The organism is Enterobacter bugandensis (genome assembly GCF_900324475.1).
In the GTDB taxonomy this organism is placed as follows: Bacteria; Pseudomonadota; Gammaproteobacteria; order Enterobacterales; family Enterobacteriaceae; genus Enterobacter; species Enterobacter bugandensis.
Window position 1 is genome coordinate 400,370 of sequence record NZ_LT992502.1, and the last position, 13,806, is coordinate 414,175.

Annotated in this window: 18 protein-coding genes and 1 pseudogene; 9 read left to right on the plus strand and 10 right to left on the minus strand. The window is 55.4% G+C overall.

The window, feature by feature from the left end:
• Positions 1-46: 46 nt before the first annotated feature.
• Positions 47-511: an FxsA family protein gene (locus tag DG357_RS01935; protein WP_049138514.1), complete on the plus strand. Its 465-nt coding sequence runs from the start codon at positions 47-49 to the stop codon at positions 509-511.
• A 31-nt stretch (positions 512-542) separates the two neighbouring features.
• Here the strand turns inward: DG357_RS01935 and yjeH are convergent, their stop codons facing one another.
• Positions 543-1,781: an L-methionine/branched-chain amino acid transporter gene (gene yjeH, locus DG357_RS01940; RefSeq protein ID WP_028015229.1), complete on the minus strand. Its 1,239-nt coding sequence runs from the start codon at positions 1,779-1,781 to the stop codon at positions 543-545.
• Positions 1,782-1,959: 178 nt separating this feature from the next.
• Here yjeH and DG357_RS01945 point away from each other — a divergent pair, with 178 nt between their 5' ends.
• The gene (locus DG357_RS01945; RefSeq protein ID WP_003855929.1) at positions 1,960-2,253 is read left to right on the plus strand and encodes a co-chaperone GroES; all 294 of its coding nucleotides are present in this window, start codon (positions 1,960-1,962) and stop codon (positions 2,251-2,253) included.
• Between the two features lie 31 nt (positions 2,254-2,284).
• Entirely contained in the window at positions 2,285-3,928 is a 1,644-nt protein-coding gene (gene groL, locus DG357_RS01950) for a chaperonin GroEL (RefSeq protein ID WP_023310114.1), read from the plus strand.
• A 64-nt stretch (positions 3,929-3,992) separates the two neighbouring features.
• Here groL and iadA read toward each other — a convergent pair whose 3' ends face one another.
• From iadA to DG357_RS01965, 3 genes are read right to left on the minus strand one after another with little or no spacing between them, the layout of a single operon-like run.
• Positions 3,993-5,156 carry a beta-aspartyl-peptidase gene (gene iadA, locus DG357_RS01955; protein ID WP_088204404.1) on the minus strand — a complete coding sequence of 388 codons (1,164 nt, stop codon included), beginning with the start codon at positions 5,154-5,156 and terminating at the stop codon, positions 3,993-3,995.
• A gap of 10 nt (positions 5,157-5,166) precedes the next feature.
• Positions 5,167-5,628 carry a YjiG family protein gene (locus DG357_RS01960; protein ID WP_028015231.1) on the minus strand — a complete coding sequence of 154 codons (462 nt, stop codon included), beginning with the start codon at positions 5,626-5,628 and terminating at the stop codon, positions 5,167-5,169.
• Entirely contained in the window at positions 5,609-6,274 is a 666-nt protein-coding gene (locus tag DG357_RS01965; RefSeq protein WP_088204405.1) for a nucleoside recognition domain-containing protein, read from the minus strand. The genes DG357_RS01960 and DG357_RS01965 overlap by 20 nt, the downstream gene beginning before the upstream one ends.
• 234 nt (positions 6,275-6,508) lie before the next feature.
• Here DG357_RS01965 and DG357_RS01970 point away from each other — a divergent pair, with 234 nt between their 5' ends.
• Positions 6,509-6,862 (plus strand): DUF4156 domain-containing protein, encoded by a 354-nt coding sequence (locus DG357_RS01970; protein ID WP_014882205.1) that lies wholly within the window; start codon positions 6,509-6,511, stop codon positions 6,860-6,862.
• 64 nt (positions 6,863-6,926) lie between these two features.
• Here the strand turns inward: DG357_RS01970 and epmB are convergent, their stop codons facing one another.
• On the minus strand, positions 6,927-7,955 hold the full coding sequence (gene epmB, locus DG357_RS01975; protein ID WP_063154929.1) for an EF-P beta-lysylation protein EpmB: 1,029 nt from the start codon (positions 7,953-7,955) through the stop codon (positions 6,927-6,929).
• 40 nt (positions 7,956-7,995) lie between these two features.
• Between epmB and efp the strand changes: the two genes are divergently transcribed.
• The 3 genes from efp (at position 7,996) to ecnB (ending at position 9,007) form a co-directional block, all read left to right on the plus strand.
• Complete coding sequence (efp, locus tag DG357_RS01980; protein WP_003855940.1) at positions 7,996-8,562, plus strand: elongation factor P; 567 nt, start codon at positions 7,996-7,998, stop codon at positions 8,560-8,562.
• 58 nt (positions 8,563-8,620) lie between these two features.
• On the plus strand, positions 8,621-8,752 hold the full coding sequence (locus DG357_RS01985; RefSeq protein WP_028015234.1) for an entericidin A/B family lipoprotein: 132 nt from the start codon (positions 8,621-8,623) through the stop codon (positions 8,750-8,752).
• 108 nt (positions 8,753-8,860) lie between these two features.
• Positions 8,861-9,007 (plus strand): lipoprotein toxin entericidin B, encoded by a 147-nt coding sequence (ecnB, locus tag DG357_RS01990; RefSeq protein WP_003855942.1) that lies wholly within the window; start codon positions 8,861-8,863, stop codon positions 9,005-9,007.
• A gap of 40 nt (positions 9,008-9,047) precedes the next feature.
• Here the strand turns inward: ecnB and DG357_RS01995 are convergent, their stop codons facing one another.
• The gene (locus DG357_RS01995; protein ID WP_041911497.1) at positions 9,048-9,647 is read right to left on the minus strand and encodes a helix-turn-helix transcriptional regulator; all 600 of its coding nucleotides are present in this window, start codon (positions 9,645-9,647) and stop codon (positions 9,048-9,050) included.
• A 259-nt stretch (positions 9,648-9,906) separates the two neighbouring features.
• Here DG357_RS01995 and sugE point away from each other — a divergent pair, with 259 nt between their 5' ends.
• The gene (gene sugE / locus DG357_RS02000; RefSeq protein WP_006178944.1) at positions 9,907-10,224 is read left to right on the plus strand and encodes a quaternary ammonium compound efflux SMR transporter SugE; all 318 of its coding nucleotides are present in this window, start codon (positions 9,907-9,909) and stop codon (positions 10,222-10,224) included.
• Here the strand turns inward: sugE and DG357_RS02005 are convergent.
• A pseudogene (locus DG357_RS02005) lies at positions 10,221-10,748 on the minus strand (lipocalin family protein). The gene sugE and the pseudogene DG357_RS02005 sit on opposite strands and share 4 nt — an antisense overlap.
• A 105-nt stretch (positions 10,749-10,853) precedes the next feature.
• On the minus strand, positions 10,854-11,999 hold the full coding sequence (locus DG357_RS02010) for a cephalosporin-hydrolyzing class C beta-lactamase ACT-77 (RefSeq protein ID WP_060573544.1): 1,146 nt from the start codon (positions 11,997-11,999) through the stop codon (positions 10,854-10,856).
• A gap of 132 nt (positions 12,000-12,131) precedes the next feature.
• On the opposite strand from DG357_RS02010, the gene ampR reads away from it, so the two are divergent.
• Positions 12,132-13,007, plus strand: coding sequence for a LysR family transcriptional regulator AmpR (gene ampR, locus DG357_RS02015; protein ID WP_041911495.1), 876 nt, complete (start codon positions 12,132-12,134; stop codon positions 13,005-13,007).
• A gap of 29 nt (positions 13,008-13,036) precedes the next feature.
• Here the strand turns inward: ampR and frdD are convergent, their stop codons facing one another.
• Positions 13,037-13,396, minus strand: coding sequence for a fumarate reductase subunit FrdD (gene frdD, locus DG357_RS02020; RefSeq protein ID WP_000609653.1), 360 nt, complete (start codon positions 13,394-13,396; stop codon positions 13,037-13,039).
• Positions 13,397-13,406: 10 nt separating this feature from the next.
• Entirely contained in the window at positions 13,407-13,802 is a 396-nt protein-coding gene (gene frdC / locus DG357_RS02025; RefSeq protein WP_028015239.1) for a fumarate reductase subunit FrdC, read from the minus strand.
• Between the last annotated feature and the right edge of the window lie 4 nt (positions 13,803-13,806).

The following is a 13,806-nucleotide window of genomic DNA, read 5'->3' on the forward strand; positions in this document are numbered from 1 at the left end:
ACATTCAGACAGGGGCCAGATGGCACCTGCCATACAGGAGATGCCAGTGCGCTGGATACCGTTTATTGCTTTCTTTCTCTATGTTTACATTGAGATTTCTATTTTCATTCAGGTAGCTCACGTGCTGGGCGTCCTGCTGACGCTGATTCTGGTGATCTTCACCTCCGTCATCGGCATGTCGCTGGTGCGTAATCAGGGTTTCAAAAATTTCCTGATAATGCAGCAGAAGATGGCCGCAGGCGAAAGCCCGGCTGAAGAGATGATCAAAAGCGTGTCGCTGATTATTGCTGGCCTGCTGCTGATCCTGCCGGGGTTCTTCACCGACTTCCTCGGCCTGCTGTTGCTGTTGCCGCCGGTGCAGAAGCACCTGACCATGAAGCTGCTGCCGCACCTGCGCTTCAGGCGCATGCCGGGCGGCGGGTTCAGCACAGGGCCAGGGGATACCTTCGAAGGGGAGTATCAGCGCAAGGATGAACAGCGCGATCGTTTAGACCATAAAGACGATCGATAATTTTTTTGCCCGGTGGCTTCGCTTACCGGGCCTACGGATTTTTCCGCTTCGGTAAAAACGCCCACAGCCCCGCCAGCATGACGATGGCGTACACACTCTTCCATCCCACCATCGCCAGCAACAGCAGGCACAGCACGCCCCCGACGACCGCCAGGGCTTTATAGCGACCTTTCAGCAGACGACAGCCCGCCAGCATGCACAGCAGGTAGATCATGATGAAAATACCGTTGGCGTAGATAATTAGAGCATCGAGGTTGATGTCGAGAAGATAAATACCCAGCGAGCTCAGGACGCAGCAGCCGAGCACGGCATTCAGCGCATTCATCGGGAGTTGACGTTTAGACAACCGCGCGAGGCGGCTCTCAGGTTTGTAGCGCGCCTGTGACCACACCAGACGGGCGAAGCTCTGGATATAAATGTTGAGGCTGGCAAAGCATGCGAGATAGCCAATCACACAGGCCACCCATAGCGCCTTCACGCCGAAAAGTTTAACCACGATACCCGGTAGCGATGCGGCGGCGGCTTTATCTTCGCCGAACGCGTTGAAGTGCAGCACCAGCACGGTACAGGCCCAATATACGGTGCCCGCCAGCAGTAAACCAATCATCAGAGCGCGGGGAAAATCACGCTCGGGCTGTTTAAACTCGGATGCCAGGTGAGCGAACGCTTCAAGGCCAACAAAACACCAGAACATGACGGATAACGCAGCGAAAAGCTGTGAATGGTCGATATCGTTTATCGCAGGGAAGGGGATATCTGCTACGGTAATGTTACCCGCAAACCAGATGGCGACGATCAGCACGACGATCAACGCTGCAACCAGCGTTTGCAGATTCGCGCTTGAACTGGCTCCGCGCGAGCCCACCCACCAGACGATCGCCAGCGTACCCAGTTCAGCCAGCAGCAGTTGTTCGTCGTGCCAGCCAAACAGCGCCTGTCCAAAGCCGGTGGCGATATGCAGGGCTGCCGGAAGGCCAACGGGTATTACCGACAAAAACAGCCAGCCGGTTACGCGCTCCATGCGCGGACCAAACGCCATGCCGACAAAATGCGCCACGCCGCCCGCGCTGGGGAAGTGCCGCCCGAGTATGGCAAACACAATCGCCACCGGGAACACCAGCAGGATCAGCACCGGCCATGCCCAAAGACTGTTATTTCCGGCGACCAGCGCCGCCAGTGCCGGTACGGCAAACACGCCGGTACCTAACAAGGAGGTTGAAAGCAGGCCAACGCCCTGCGCCAGCCCCAGCTCCTGCCTGAGTCCACTCATTTACCTTGCCCTGCCACCATCAAAAGAGAGTGGATGGTAACACTTTCGCAAATTTTTTTTCGATTCCCCCTTGAAGGGGTAAAAAGCTATCCCCATCTCTCAGGGCACTAGTCGGAAAACCGCATGCGGGCCGGCGTCATCCATAACTGATAATGACTTTCTCAAAGGAGAGCTATCAATGAGTATTCGTCCGTTACATGATCGTGTGATCGTCAAACGTAAAGAAGTTGAAACCAAGTCTGCTGGCGGCATCGTTCTGACCGGTTCTGCAGCAGCCAAATCAACGCGTGGCGAAATCATCGCTGTCGGTAAGGGCCGCATCCTGGAAAACGGAACTGTGCAGCCGCTGGACGTTAAAGTTGGTGACATCGTAATTTTCAACGATGGCTACGGCGTGAAATCCGAGAAGATCGACAATGAAGAAGTGTTGATCATGTCCGAGAGCGACATTCTGGCAATTGTTGAAGCGTAATTTACGCACGAGAATTTGAGGAAATAAGAACATGGCAGCTAAAGACGTAAAATTCGGTAACGACGCTCGTGTAAAAATGCTCCGCGGCGTAAACGTACTGGCAGATGCAGTTAAAGTGACCCTGGGCCCGAAAGGCCGTAACGTAGTGCTGGATAAATCCTTCGGCGCGCCAACCATCACAAAAGATGGTGTTTCCGTTGCACGTGAAATCGAGCTGGAAGACAAGTTCGAAAACATGGGCGCGCAGATGGTGAAAGAAGTTGCCTCTAAAGCGAACGACGCTGCAGGCGACGGTACCACCACCGCGACCGTACTGGCGCAGGCTATCATCACTGAAGGCCTGAAAGCCGTTGCTGCGGGCATGAACCCAATGGATCTGAAACGTGGTATCGACAAAGCTGTCGCATCCGCTGTTGAAGAACTGAAAGCGCTGTCCGTACCGTGCTCTGACTCTAAAGCCATTGCTCAGGTTGGTACTATCTCCGCTAACTCCGACGAAACCGTAGGTAAACTGATCGCTGAAGCGATGGATAAAGTCGGTAAAGAAGGCGTGATCACCGTTGAAGACGGTACCGGTCTGGAAGACGAACTGGACGTGGTTGAAGGTATGCAGTTCGACCGCGGTTACCTGTCCCCATACTTCATCAACAAGCCAGAAACTGGCGCTGTTGAGCTGGAAAGCCCGTTCATCCTGCTGGCTGACAAGAAAATCTCCAACATCCGCGAAATGCTGCCAGTGCTGGAAGCCGTTGCGAAAGCAGGCAAGCCGCTGGTTATCATCGCTGAAGATGTTGAAGGCGAAGCGCTGGCGACCCTGGTGGTTAACACCATGCGTGGCATCGTGAAAGTGGCTGCGGTTAAAGCACCTGGCTTCGGCGATCGCCGTAAAGCAATGCTGCAGGATATCGCTACCCTGACCGGTGGTACAGTGATCTCCGAAGAGATCGGTATGGAGCTGGAAAAAGCGACCCTGGAAGACCTGGGCCAGGCGAAACGCGTTGTGATCAACAAAGACACCACCACCATCATCGACGGTGTGGGTGAAGAAGCCGCTATTCAGGGCCGTGTTGGTCAGATCCGTAAGCAGATCGAAGAAGCCACTTCCGATTACGACCGTGAAAAACTGCAGGAGCGCGTAGCGAAACTGGCTGGCGGCGTTGCGGTAATCAAAGTTGGTGCGGCGACCGAAGTTGAAATGAAAGAGAAGAAAGCACGCGTTGACGATGCCCTGCACGCGACCCGTGCTGCGGTAGAAGAAGGCGTAGTGGCTGGTGGTGGTGTCGCGCTGGTGCGTGTAGCCGCTAAGCTGGCTGGCCTGACCGCTCAGAACGAAGACCAGAACGTGGGTATCAAAGTTGCGCTGCGCGCAATGGAAGCTCCTCTGCGTCAGATCGTTTCCAACGCCGGTGAAGAGCCATCTGTGGTTGCGAACAACGTGAAAGCGGGTGAAGGTAACTACGGTTACAACGCGGCAACTGAAGAATACGGCAACATGATCGACTTCGGTATCCTGGACCCAACTAAAGTAACCCGTTCTGCTCTGCAGTACGCGGCATCTGTAGCTGGCCTGATGATCACGACCGAGTGCATGGTAACCGACCTGCCAAAAGGCGACGCGCCTGACTTAGGTGCTGCTGGTATGGGCGGCATGGGTGGAATGGGCGGCATGATGTAATCATGTTGTTCTGAACCTCTCAGAACGAACCCCGGGCAGAAATGTCCGGGGTTTTTTATTGCCGCTACTCAAATGTTCCCTTCACGCATGCTGCGCCTTCGCGCACCATCTGGCGGCCTTTCGCCCAGACCTCGCGGATCTTCAGGTCATCCGTCAGCACCAGGAAATCGGCATCGCATCCGGGCGCGAGCCGCCCCTTATGCTCCAGCCCGAGAAACTCCGCTACGTTACGCGTAAACGGCAGAAGCGCCTCCTCCAGCGGCAGGTGATACCGGCTGACCAGTTGCTGCAGCGTCTGAGGCAGAGATTCGAACCCGGCTACGCCAATGCCCACCAGATTACCGTTCGCGTCAAAATTCGGTTGGCTGCCGTTACCATCCGAGCTGAGCGTAAGCCGGTTAAACGGCACCTGCGCTTCACGGGCCGTCGCGATGGCGGTGGCGGCGTCAATGGGCTCACTGATGCTGGTGGTGATGTCGATATAGCCCCCGTCGCGGGCATAATCCAGCGCGGCGAGGAACAGCGCCTGGTCGCGGTTAACGTGGGTTGGCAGCAGCTTCGTGCGTGGCACGTCGGCGTTTTTCAGGATGTTAAGCAGGGGCTCCAGCAGCTTCGGGCTGTTGCCGAGATGAAACACAGATATGCCCGCTTTGGCGCCCAGCAGCCCGCCGACGCGCGACTGGGCGGCCATATTCGCGAGCTGGTCATCCGCTGGTGCGGAAGAGCGATGGTCGGAAATCGCGCATTTCACGCCGATGATTTTATCAATCAGCGCCACATCCTTTTCGATGCTGCCGGTAATCGTCGGAGAAGGCAGCCCATACGCGCCTGTCAGCATCCACGCGCTGATCCCTTCATGCTCAAGCGCCCGCGTTTTTGCCAGCAGCGATTCGGGATGGCGGGTCACGCCGTCGGTACCCAGCAGGCCAACAACGGAGGTGATGCCCGCCGCCACCAGCGCGGACAACCGTACCTCCGGCGTCCGGGTGTGCGGACCGGCTTCACCGCCGCCGCCGATCAGGTGTACGTGCTGATCGATAAAGCCCGGGCAAACCACCGCCCCGGCGAGGTCGGTTTCAGGACAGTTAAGCCGCATTGTTGCGCGATCCGTTTTTTCAATCGCGACGATTTTTCCCCCGGCGATCAGCAGATCGCAACGTCCCCGGTCCTCCGGCGCGTAAAGGTGCACATTGCGGAAAAGATGGGGTTCCAGCACTGAAAAATCCATTTTTATCTCCTCAGAAGAGTAGCTGCATTACCCACATTGAGAGCAGGGCGTTAATGACGCAGACGGTAATGATGTGTGGATAATACTTCGGGTTAACGCCTGCGGTGCCCAGGCAGCGGCCGGTGTTTTGCACCGGATTGCCCATCAGATAGATGGCGGGCAGCAGAACGGTGGCATCGTGGCCGTTGAGCGTGCCGGCAGCCACCAGGCTGGCGCAAACCCCCACGCCGCCGCCCATACTCATCACCGAGGCCAGCAGGACCGTTGCCGCCGCGCCCGGAAGCCCCCACAGGGCCATAATTGGCTCGCAAATATTGCCAACAATATCCAGCAGGCCGGTCACCTTGAGCGCCTGAATGATGACAAACGCCATAACCACGTTCGGCAGCAGGCTGGTGGTGGCGATGGTAAAGCCTCGGCGGGCGCCATCGATAAACATGTCCATGATATTTTTACGCGGCTGGGCGATCATTTTTTTCCTCCTGAATACGACGATCTTCCATGCGAGCGATCCACAGACGCAGGAGGTTCGCGCCAACAAATTTAAACATCAGTATGACGGCCAGCGGCGTGATTACCGGGACGGTAATAAACGTGAAGAGTGCGGCGCCGGAAGAAAAATAGTTGGTAATGATGGCGCTACCGCTGGTCTGGAAGGTGGCGAAAATGGCGCGCTCGCGATCGGTAATAGCCCCTTCGTCGGTCAACTCTTTGGTCATCCCTGCTGCGGCATCGGTATTTTGCAGGTTGGCGATGAGGGCCAGAGAGCAGACGCCCGGTACGCCAAGCAGTGGGCGCAAAATGGGCGTCATCAGCTGTTGCGCGGCACGCAGCCCGCCCAGCCCCTCGGTGACGGCAATGATCCCGAGCGATAAAATGACCGAAGGCGCCAGTTCAAGGGCAAATAAGAAACCGTCTTTCGCCCCCGTGCCGCCCTCACCGCGAAACGTTAGCGCGCCGTTCACCGGACCGAAGCTGCCGTTTAGGACGGTAAAATCCAGCACGCGCCACCATTCGGTACTTTTGGCGAAAAAGCCTGAGAAAAATACGATGGTGAGCACAAACGCCAGATAGCCCACCCATGTTACCTTTTCCTCTCCTGAGGATGATGCACTCATGAAACCCCCTGTTTTAATCGCGTACAAAAGTTGTACGTCGCAACACTAAAAACGATCGAGGGCTAAAACACGATATCCCAAAGGGCATTATCAGAATTCATTTAAGATGTCGGAGGAGTGATGTACGGAATCCGGCTCGCAGAAATGCGCGGGGATTTTTCTTTTAGTCATCTTTTAGGTATAAGATTTACACACGGACAATTACTGTCCAGCTTATTGAAAACGAGGAATAACATGCGCGTAAAAGTCTGTGCAGGGATCGTAGGAGCAGCGTTGCTGCTGGCGGGTTGTAGCTCCAGCAATGAACTGTCGGCAGCGGGCCAGGGCGTTCGCTTTGTGGAAGATAAGCCAGGCAGCGAATGCCAGCTGTTAGGCACGGCCACCGGTGAACAAAGTAACTGGATGTCGGGTCAGCACGGTGAAGAAGGTGGCTCTATGCGCGGCGCGGCGAATGCCCTGCGTAACCAGGCTGCTGCAATGGGGGGGAACGTGATTTACGGCGTGAGCAGCCCGACGCAAGGAATGCTCTCCAGCTTCGTGCCAACGGCCAGCCAGATGAGCGGCCAGGTCTATAAGTGCCCGAACTGAGTTAACTTGCTGATGGCGCTGCGCCCCACCTCGTAGGGCAGGTAAGCGTAGCGCCACCTGCCTTTTAGCGCTGCCGCAGTTGCAAATCCAGCGGCGTCTTACTCGGCTCTCCGCCAATCTCGCGTGCCAGCTTCGGCACCATATAACCTGAAACCAGCGTTAACAGCTCGCGCATAATTTGTCGGGCTTCCTCATCCGTCACCATGAAATGCGCCGCGCCCTGCACGCGATCCAGCACGTGCAGGTAATAGGGCATCACGCCTGCGTCAAACAAGGCATTGCTGAGATCGGCCAGCACCCGGGCGCTGTCGTTCACGCCGCGCAACAATACGCTCTGGTTGAGCAGCGTCACGCCCGCTTTTCGCAGCCGCGCCATCGCCGCGCGAAAGTCCGCGTCAATTTCATTCGCGTGGTTGATATGGTTTACCAGCAGCACCTGTAGACGTGACTGCTCCAGGCGCGTGACCAGGGCGTCGGTAATACGCGCCGGGATGACGATCGGTAAACGGCTGTGAATGCGCAGACGTTTGATGTGCGGGATGGCTTCAAGCTGCGTCAAAAGCCAGTCCAGTTCATGATCTTTTGCCATCAGCGGGTCACCGCCGGAAAAAATAATCTCATCCAGCTCTGGATGGGCGGCGATATAGTCCAGCGCAACCTGCCAGTTGCGCTTATTTCCCTGGTTTTCGGCATACGGGAAGTGCCGACGGAAGCAGTAACGACAATTTACCGCACAGCCGCCTTTTACCAGCAGCAGGGCGCGATTGAGATATTTGTGCAGTAAACCCGGCACCACGCTGTTTTGCTCTTCCAGCGGATCGGTGCTGTAGCCCGGCGCTGTAATAAACTCATCCTGCGACGTAAGGGTTTGTTTTAATAAAGGATCGTCAGGGTTGCCTTTTTCCATGCGCGCAACAAACGCGCGGGGAACACGCAGGGCGAAAAGTCGCTTTGCCTCACGGCCAGCAAGCAACTCCGGGTGCTGATCGAGGTCTAAAAGACGCAGCAGTTCATCAGGACTGGTGATTACATCGGCAAGTTGCGATAACCAATCTTCTCTGGATGGGGTGTTTAGGGTTACAATATGCGCCATTTTGTGGCTTAGCTACCAGTTAACAAATTTAGAGGGCCTTATGGCAACGTACTATAGCAACGATTTTCGTGCTGGTCTTAAAATCATGATGGACGGCGAACCGTACGCGGTTGAAGCCAGCGAATTCGTTAAACCAGGTAAAGGCCAGGCATTCGCACGCGTTAAGCTGCGCCGCCTGCTGACCGGCACCCGTGTTGAGAAAACCTTCAAATCTACTGACTCCGCTGAAGGCGCTGATGTTGTCGATATGAACCTGACTTACCTGTACAACGACGGTGAGTTCTGGCACTTCATGAACAACGAAACCTTCGAGCAGCTGTCTGCTGACGCGAAAGCGATTGGCGATAACGCGAAGTGGCTGCTGGATCAGGCTGAGTGCATCGTGACCCTGTGGAACGGCCAGCCTATCGCCGTTACCCCACCAAACTTTGTTGAGCTGGAAATCGTTGAAACCGATCCAGGTCTGAAAGGTGACACCGCGGGTACTGGCGGCAAGCCAGCAACGCTCTCCACCGGCGCTGTGGTGAAAGTACCGCTGTTCGTACAGATCGGTGAAGTGATCAAAGTGGATACTCGCTCCGGCGAATACGTATCTCGCGTGAAGTAATTTACGTCATGATTCAAGGCGCAGCGCCCGCTGCGCCTGATTTTTGCAGGCAGGGATGATGAAACGTACCGTTAAAATTCTGCTTCTGTTAGCGCTCTCCAGCGTACTGCTTTCCGGCTGTAACACCGCCCGTGGCATGGGGGAAGATATCCAGGACCTCGGTCATATCATTTCTCACGCAGCCAGCTAAGTCCGTCTAATTTTCCTAAAATTGCTTCCTTTTCCGTCAATCGGCGGGATCTTGTCTATTCTTAAGTTGCTATACACAAAACAACTTTGGCTATAAAAGGAAGATATTATGGTTAAGAAAACAATTGCAGCGATCTTTTCTGTCCTCGTGCTTTCCTCCGTGTTGACTGCATGTAATACCACCCGCGGCGTAGGGGAAGATATCTCCGACGGTGGTAACGCGATTTCTGGTGCAGCAACTAAAGCTCAGAACTAATGAAGCATGGACGGTACGGCATGTGAGTTTCACCGTACCGTCAATTCTCTGCTTCCTGCAGGGACAAAAACGGTGAAAAGCGTGTATCCATATGCAGCTTCATGCGGATATTGCGTTTATAGGTATAAACCGTTTTTCCGTTAATGCTCAGGTGAGCGGCTATCTTTTGGTTGCTCGCGCCGTCCATCCATAACGTCAACACTTTCTCCTCCTGTCGTGTCAGCAAGGGGGCGGCCACCGTCGGGCGGTACGTGCTTGCGCGCGAAATTAACGCGTCATTGATAACCGTCGCGATTTCCTCAAGAGGGGCATTTTTCATTAGCGAAGACCAGACCGGGAAGTTCCCGAGCCAGGTCGCCAGGTCCTTGTCCTCTCCCGATTGCAGCATAATAAAAGGTAATTTTTCGCTGGCGTTCAGCAAGGAAGAGAGTTGCTGGAAATGGTGAATATCCTGCCTGAAACCATGCAGGTCAGCGATGACCAGCTCAGGTTTCCATTGCAGAATGTGCTCCCTGGCGAGGAATAGATTGTTCAGCCCGGTCACAACGTAGTGCCCCGGGAACAAACCGGAATGATTGAGCCATGCTTCAAACCCGGTGCGGGTGAAGTGACAACGGTCAATCAAAAGAATCTTGAACATATTTTATTCGCAGTCGGCTAGTTGTTTGGCTTCCTGCCATCAGAAAGCACATCATCATAGAGAAGTCCGATGAGCTGTAAATGCCTGAACTCCGTGCCATACTGCGGCTATTTCTGGGCTTAACGCGTTCATCAGAAAATGATTGAAAAAAAATCGCACGCTAACCAAAATATGGGGTGTTATCTGCCTTGCGGGACGACCCGTAAGCGCTTCCTTCATCGGGGACGGCCCCAACTGTTTTTAAGTTAAGGAGCCCGAGATGTCCTGGATTATTCTCTTTATTGCTGGTCTGCTCGAAGTGGTATGGGCGATTGGTCTCAAGTACACCCACGGATTTACCCGCCTGACGCCCAGCGTTATTACCGTTACGGCGATGATCGTGAGCATTGTTCTGCTATCGTGGGCAATGCGTTCTCTGCCCGTGGGAACGGCCTATGCCGTCTGGACGGGGATCGGTGCCGTAGGCGCGGCGATTACCGGCATTCTGCTGCTGGGTGAGTCAGCGAGCCTGGCGCGCATTGCCAGCCTCGCTCTGATTGTTGCCGGTATCATTGGGCTGAAGCTCAGTACCCATTAACGGGGCTGTTTTACCCAGATGAGTTTCGACACATCAAACCCCTGTCGGGTCGCGACGTCCAGCATCTGCTGTTTCATTTCTGACGAAATAGTTGGCGTGCGGGAAAGTATCCACAGATAGTCGCGATCCGGCCCGCAGACCAGCGCGTGACGGTACTCTCTGTCGAGTGCTATTACGTTATAGCCGCCATAAAACGGGCCGAAGAAAGAGACTTTGAGCGCGGCCCGTCGCGGGTCGCCAGTGAAGTAGGCTTTCCCGACCGACTGCTGCCACATCTCCCGATCGATTATAGCCCCGGTTGATCACTGAATACCGCCATCATCCATTGGGCTGTAATTAGCAGTAACCTTCTCTAAGCCCTGCTCAAACCGATGGTCGAGGCGCGCGATTTCATACCATGTTCCGAGGAAGCGTTGTGCATCAAAAGGCGTGACGACGGTAACGCCAGGAGGTGGGGTAGGGGAACTGCAGGCCACCACTAAAAACGCGGCTGTCACCGCGGCGATAACAGGCAAAATGCGCATAGGAGTTTCCTTACTGTTTTTTGTTAAGTGTAGATGACGGCAAGGAAAATGTGGTTTTTGTGCGGTGTGTTTCGCCGGGTAAGCGCAGCGCTACCCGGCAATGTTTTACTGCAGCGCGTCGAGGATACGGTATGCCGCCTCAACTCGCGCCGGGTTCGGATAGCTTTTATTCGCCAGCATCACAATGCCGAGCTGCTTTTCAGGAATAAAGGCCACGTAGCTGCCAAACCCGCCGGTTGAGCCCGTTTTGTGCACCCATGAGGCCTTAACCGGGGGAACGGGTGGACTCACTTCTCTCGCAGGCAACGGTGCCAGTGCCACCTTGTTATCACTGCCTCCGACGACGGTTTTGGCATCGACCGGCCAGTTAAGCATCTCCCAACCTAACCCCTGATACATGGCACCCACGCGCCAGTAGCGAGACTGCGCCAGCGTAATGCCTTGCTTCAGGGACGTATCCTGCAGCGCGTCAGGGGCCATATTGGCCATCACCCAGCTCGCCATATCCTGCACGTTGGTTTTCACGCCATATGCCTCTGCGTCCAGCATGCCCGGTGAAACGTGGACCGCTTTACCGTCACGATATCCCCAGGCGTAATGCGTCTCCTCCGCTTTCGGGACGTTAATCCAGGTATGATCCAGCTTGAGCGGCTTAAAGACCCGCGTCGTCATGGCCTGCTCATAGCTCATGCCGGAAGGTTTGACCGCCAGCGCGCCAAAAAGACCGATGCTGGAGTTGGCGTAAAGACGCGTTGTGCCCGGCTTCCACTGAGGCTGCCAGTTTTGATAGAAGCGCAGCAGGGATGCGTTATCTGTGACCTCATCGGGCACCTGTAAAGGCAGGCCACCGGCGGTGTAGGTTGCCAGATCCAGCATGCGAATCCCTTGCCACTGCTTGCCGGTCAGATCAGGCCAATATTTGGTTACCGGATCACCCAGCGAAATTTCGCCGCGGGCAATAGCATCGCCCCCCAGCACGCCGGTGAAGGTTTTACTTATAGAGCCCAGCTCGAACAAGGTTTGCGGGGTGACGGGTTTGTTCGCCGCGATATCGGCCTTTCCAAAGGTAAAGTAGTGTGGCTGGCCCTGATAAATCACGGCCACCGCCATGCCTGGAATACCCTGCGCTTTCATCAGGGGCGTAACGTTGCGTTCTACCACGTCAGCCAGCTGTTTTTCCGACATCGGCGCGGCGAGTACAGAGCAGGATGTGCTGAGCAGCAGGGCGCAGCAAAGGAATTTTTTCATCATCAATTATCTTCCATAATAGCAGGTCAAGGGAGTGTCCGGGCCCGGCAGACCGCTGTAGTCTGTTGGATTTGACTATGGCTGACAAACGGTTAAATTTAGCATGAGCTGTTAATTTTTCTAACGGATGGAACAATGACCCGCAGCTATCTTCCGCTTAATTCGCTTCGCGCCTTCGAAGCGGCCGCCCGGCACCTCAGTTTTACGCATGCCGCGATAGAGCTGAACGTCACCCATTCTGCCATCAGCCAGCACGTTAAGGCGCTGGAGCAGCATCTGAATTGCCAGCTGTTTGTCCGCGTCTCGCGCGGCCTGATGCTGACCACCGAGGGGGAAAATCTGCTGCCGGTGCTGAATGATTCATTCGATCGTATCGCCGGAATGCTGGATCGCTTTGCCAGCCAGCGCGCTCAGGAGAAGCTAAAAATTGGCGTAGTAGGAACTTTCGCCACGGGTATCCTGTTCTCTCAGCTCGCGGACTTTCGCCGCTGTTATCCGCATATCGATCTTCACCTTTCCACCCATAACAACCGCGTCGATCCGGCTGCTGAAGGGCTTGATTATACGATCCGCTACGGTGGTGGAGCGTGGCACGGCACCGAGGCGCAGTTCCTGTGCCCTGCGCCGCTGGCGCCGCTTTGCTCGCCCGAAATCGCCGCCGTGCTCCAGTCTCCGGCCGACATCCTGAAGTTTACCCTGCTGCGCTCTTACCGACGCGACGAATGGTCGGCGTGGATGCAGGCGGCAGGCGAGCATCCTCCGTCGCCAACGCACCGGGTGATGGTGTTTGATTCTTCTGTCACCATGCTGGAAGCCGCACAGGCAGGTATGGGCATAGCCATTGCGCCTGTCGATATGTTTACCCATTTGCTGAACAGCGAGCGCATCGTGCAGCCGTTTACAACGCAAATTGATCTGGGCAGTTACTGGTTAACGAGACTGCAGTCGCGGGCTGAAACGTCCGCAATGCGTGAATTTGCCCAGTGGTTGGTGGGAAAGATGCAGAGATAAAAGGCCCGCCGGATGGCGGGCCAGAAGCGTCAGATAGTGACAACGGCAATCAGCGTCACCACGGTCAGGATGGTTGCCAGCCCGTAGAACACCCATTTACCGCTCGGCACATGGATTTTCAGGTCATGCATCGCATGGTGAATGCGGTGCAGGCCGCACCACAGTGGCAGGACGATCATCAGGAAGATGAACACGCGGCCAATAAAGCTGCTCGCAAACGCCAGCACGCGCTCGTAGCTCAGCGCATCGCCCGGAAACAGCCCCAGCGGCAGCATAATGCCGACCAGCAGGATGATCACCGGGGCGATGATGGCACTCCACATGCCGCCTGCGCCAAACAGGCCCCAGAAGACCGGCTCGTCTGAACGTTTTGGATTTGGATTGATCACAGTAGTCTCCTTACCAGAACAGTGCGACAAACAGAATGACAACAGTGACCAGGATCGTCACTGCCCATAGCCCTTTAATGACTGGCTCCGGCCCCATTTTTTCGTCTTTAATGATGATGTTTGCCGCTTTTGGCGCCAGTTCAAACCAGGTTTTGGTATGAAGTAGCGCCGCCGCGAGCGCGATCAGGTTCAGAACCACGATGATTGGGTTTTGCAGGAAACCGACAAAGTTCGCCCAGGTTTCCGGCCCGTGTTTAAGGGCAAAAACGCCATACATTAACTCAAGGCTGAACCAGACCGCCGGTACCGCCGTGCCTTCACGCAGCATATAGAAGCGATAAAACGGCAGGTTTTTCCACCAGGTGGACGGCACAGGCCGCACGTAGGCTTTGCGTTTAGTCGTCATCATG

What these genes read in the sequence shown, in the direction of transcription:
- yjeH (WP_028015229.1), bottom strand. Translation starts at nt 1,781, where the DNA reads ATGAGTGGACTCAGGCAGGAGCTGGGGCTGGCGCAGGGCGTTGGCCTG.
- DG357_RS01945 (WP_003855929.1), top strand. Translation starts at nt 1,960, where the DNA reads ATGAGTATTCGTCCGTTACATGATCGTGTGATCGTCAAACGTAAAGAA.
- groL (WP_023310114.1), top strand. Translation starts at nt 2,285, where the DNA reads ATGGCAGCTAAAGACGTAAAATTCGGTAACGACGCTCGTGTAAAAATG.
- iadA (WP_088204404.1), bottom strand. Translation starts at nt 5,156, where the DNA reads ATGGATTTTTCAGTGCTGGAACCCCATCTTTTCCGCAATGTGCACCTT.
- DG357_RS01960 (WP_028015231.1), bottom strand. Translation starts at nt 5,628, where the DNA reads ATGATCGCCCAGCCGCGTAAAAATATCATGGACATGTTTATCGATGGC.
- DG357_RS01965 (WP_088204405.1), bottom strand. Translation starts at nt 6,274, where the DNA reads ATGAGTGCATCATCCTCAGGAGAGGAAAAGGTAACATGGGTGGGCTAT.
- DG357_RS01970 (WP_014882205.1), top strand. Translation starts at nt 6,509, where the DNA reads ATGCGCGTAAAAGTCTGTGCAGGGATCGTAGGAGCAGCGTTGCTGCTG.
- epmB (WP_063154929.1), bottom strand. Translation starts at nt 7,955, where the DNA reads ATGGCGCATATTGTAACCCTAAACACCCCATCCAGAGAAGATTGGTTA.
- efp (WP_003855940.1), top strand. Translation starts at nt 7,996, where the DNA reads ATGGCAACGTACTATAGCAACGATTTTCGTGCTGGTCTTAAAATCATG.
- DG357_RS01985 (WP_028015234.1), top strand. Translation starts at nt 8,621, where the DNA reads ATGAAACGTACCGTTAAAATTCTGCTTCTGTTAGCGCTCTCCAGCGTA.
- ecnB (WP_003855942.1), top strand. Translation starts at nt 8,861, where the DNA reads ATGGTTAAGAAAACAATTGCAGCGATCTTTTCTGTCCTCGTGCTTTCC.
- DG357_RS01995 (WP_041911497.1), bottom strand. Translation starts at nt 9,647, where the DNA reads ATGTTCAAGATTCTTTTGATTGACCGTTGTCACTTCACCCGCACCGGG.
- sugE (WP_006178944.1), top strand. Translation starts at nt 9,907, where the DNA reads ATGTCCTGGATTATTCTCTTTATTGCTGGTCTGCTCGAAGTGGTATGG.
- DG357_RS02010 (WP_060573544.1), bottom strand. Translation starts at nt 11,999, where the DNA reads ATGATGAAAAAATTCCTTTGCTGCGCCCTGCTGCTCAGCACATCCTGC.
- ampR (WP_041911495.1), top strand. Translation starts at nt 12,132, where the DNA reads ATGACCCGCAGCTATCTTCCGCTTAATTCGCTTCGCGCCTTCGAAGCG.
- frdC (WP_028015239.1), bottom strand. Translation starts at nt 13,802, where the DNA reads ATGACGACTAAACGCAAAGCCTACGTGCGGCCTGTGCCGTCCACCTGG.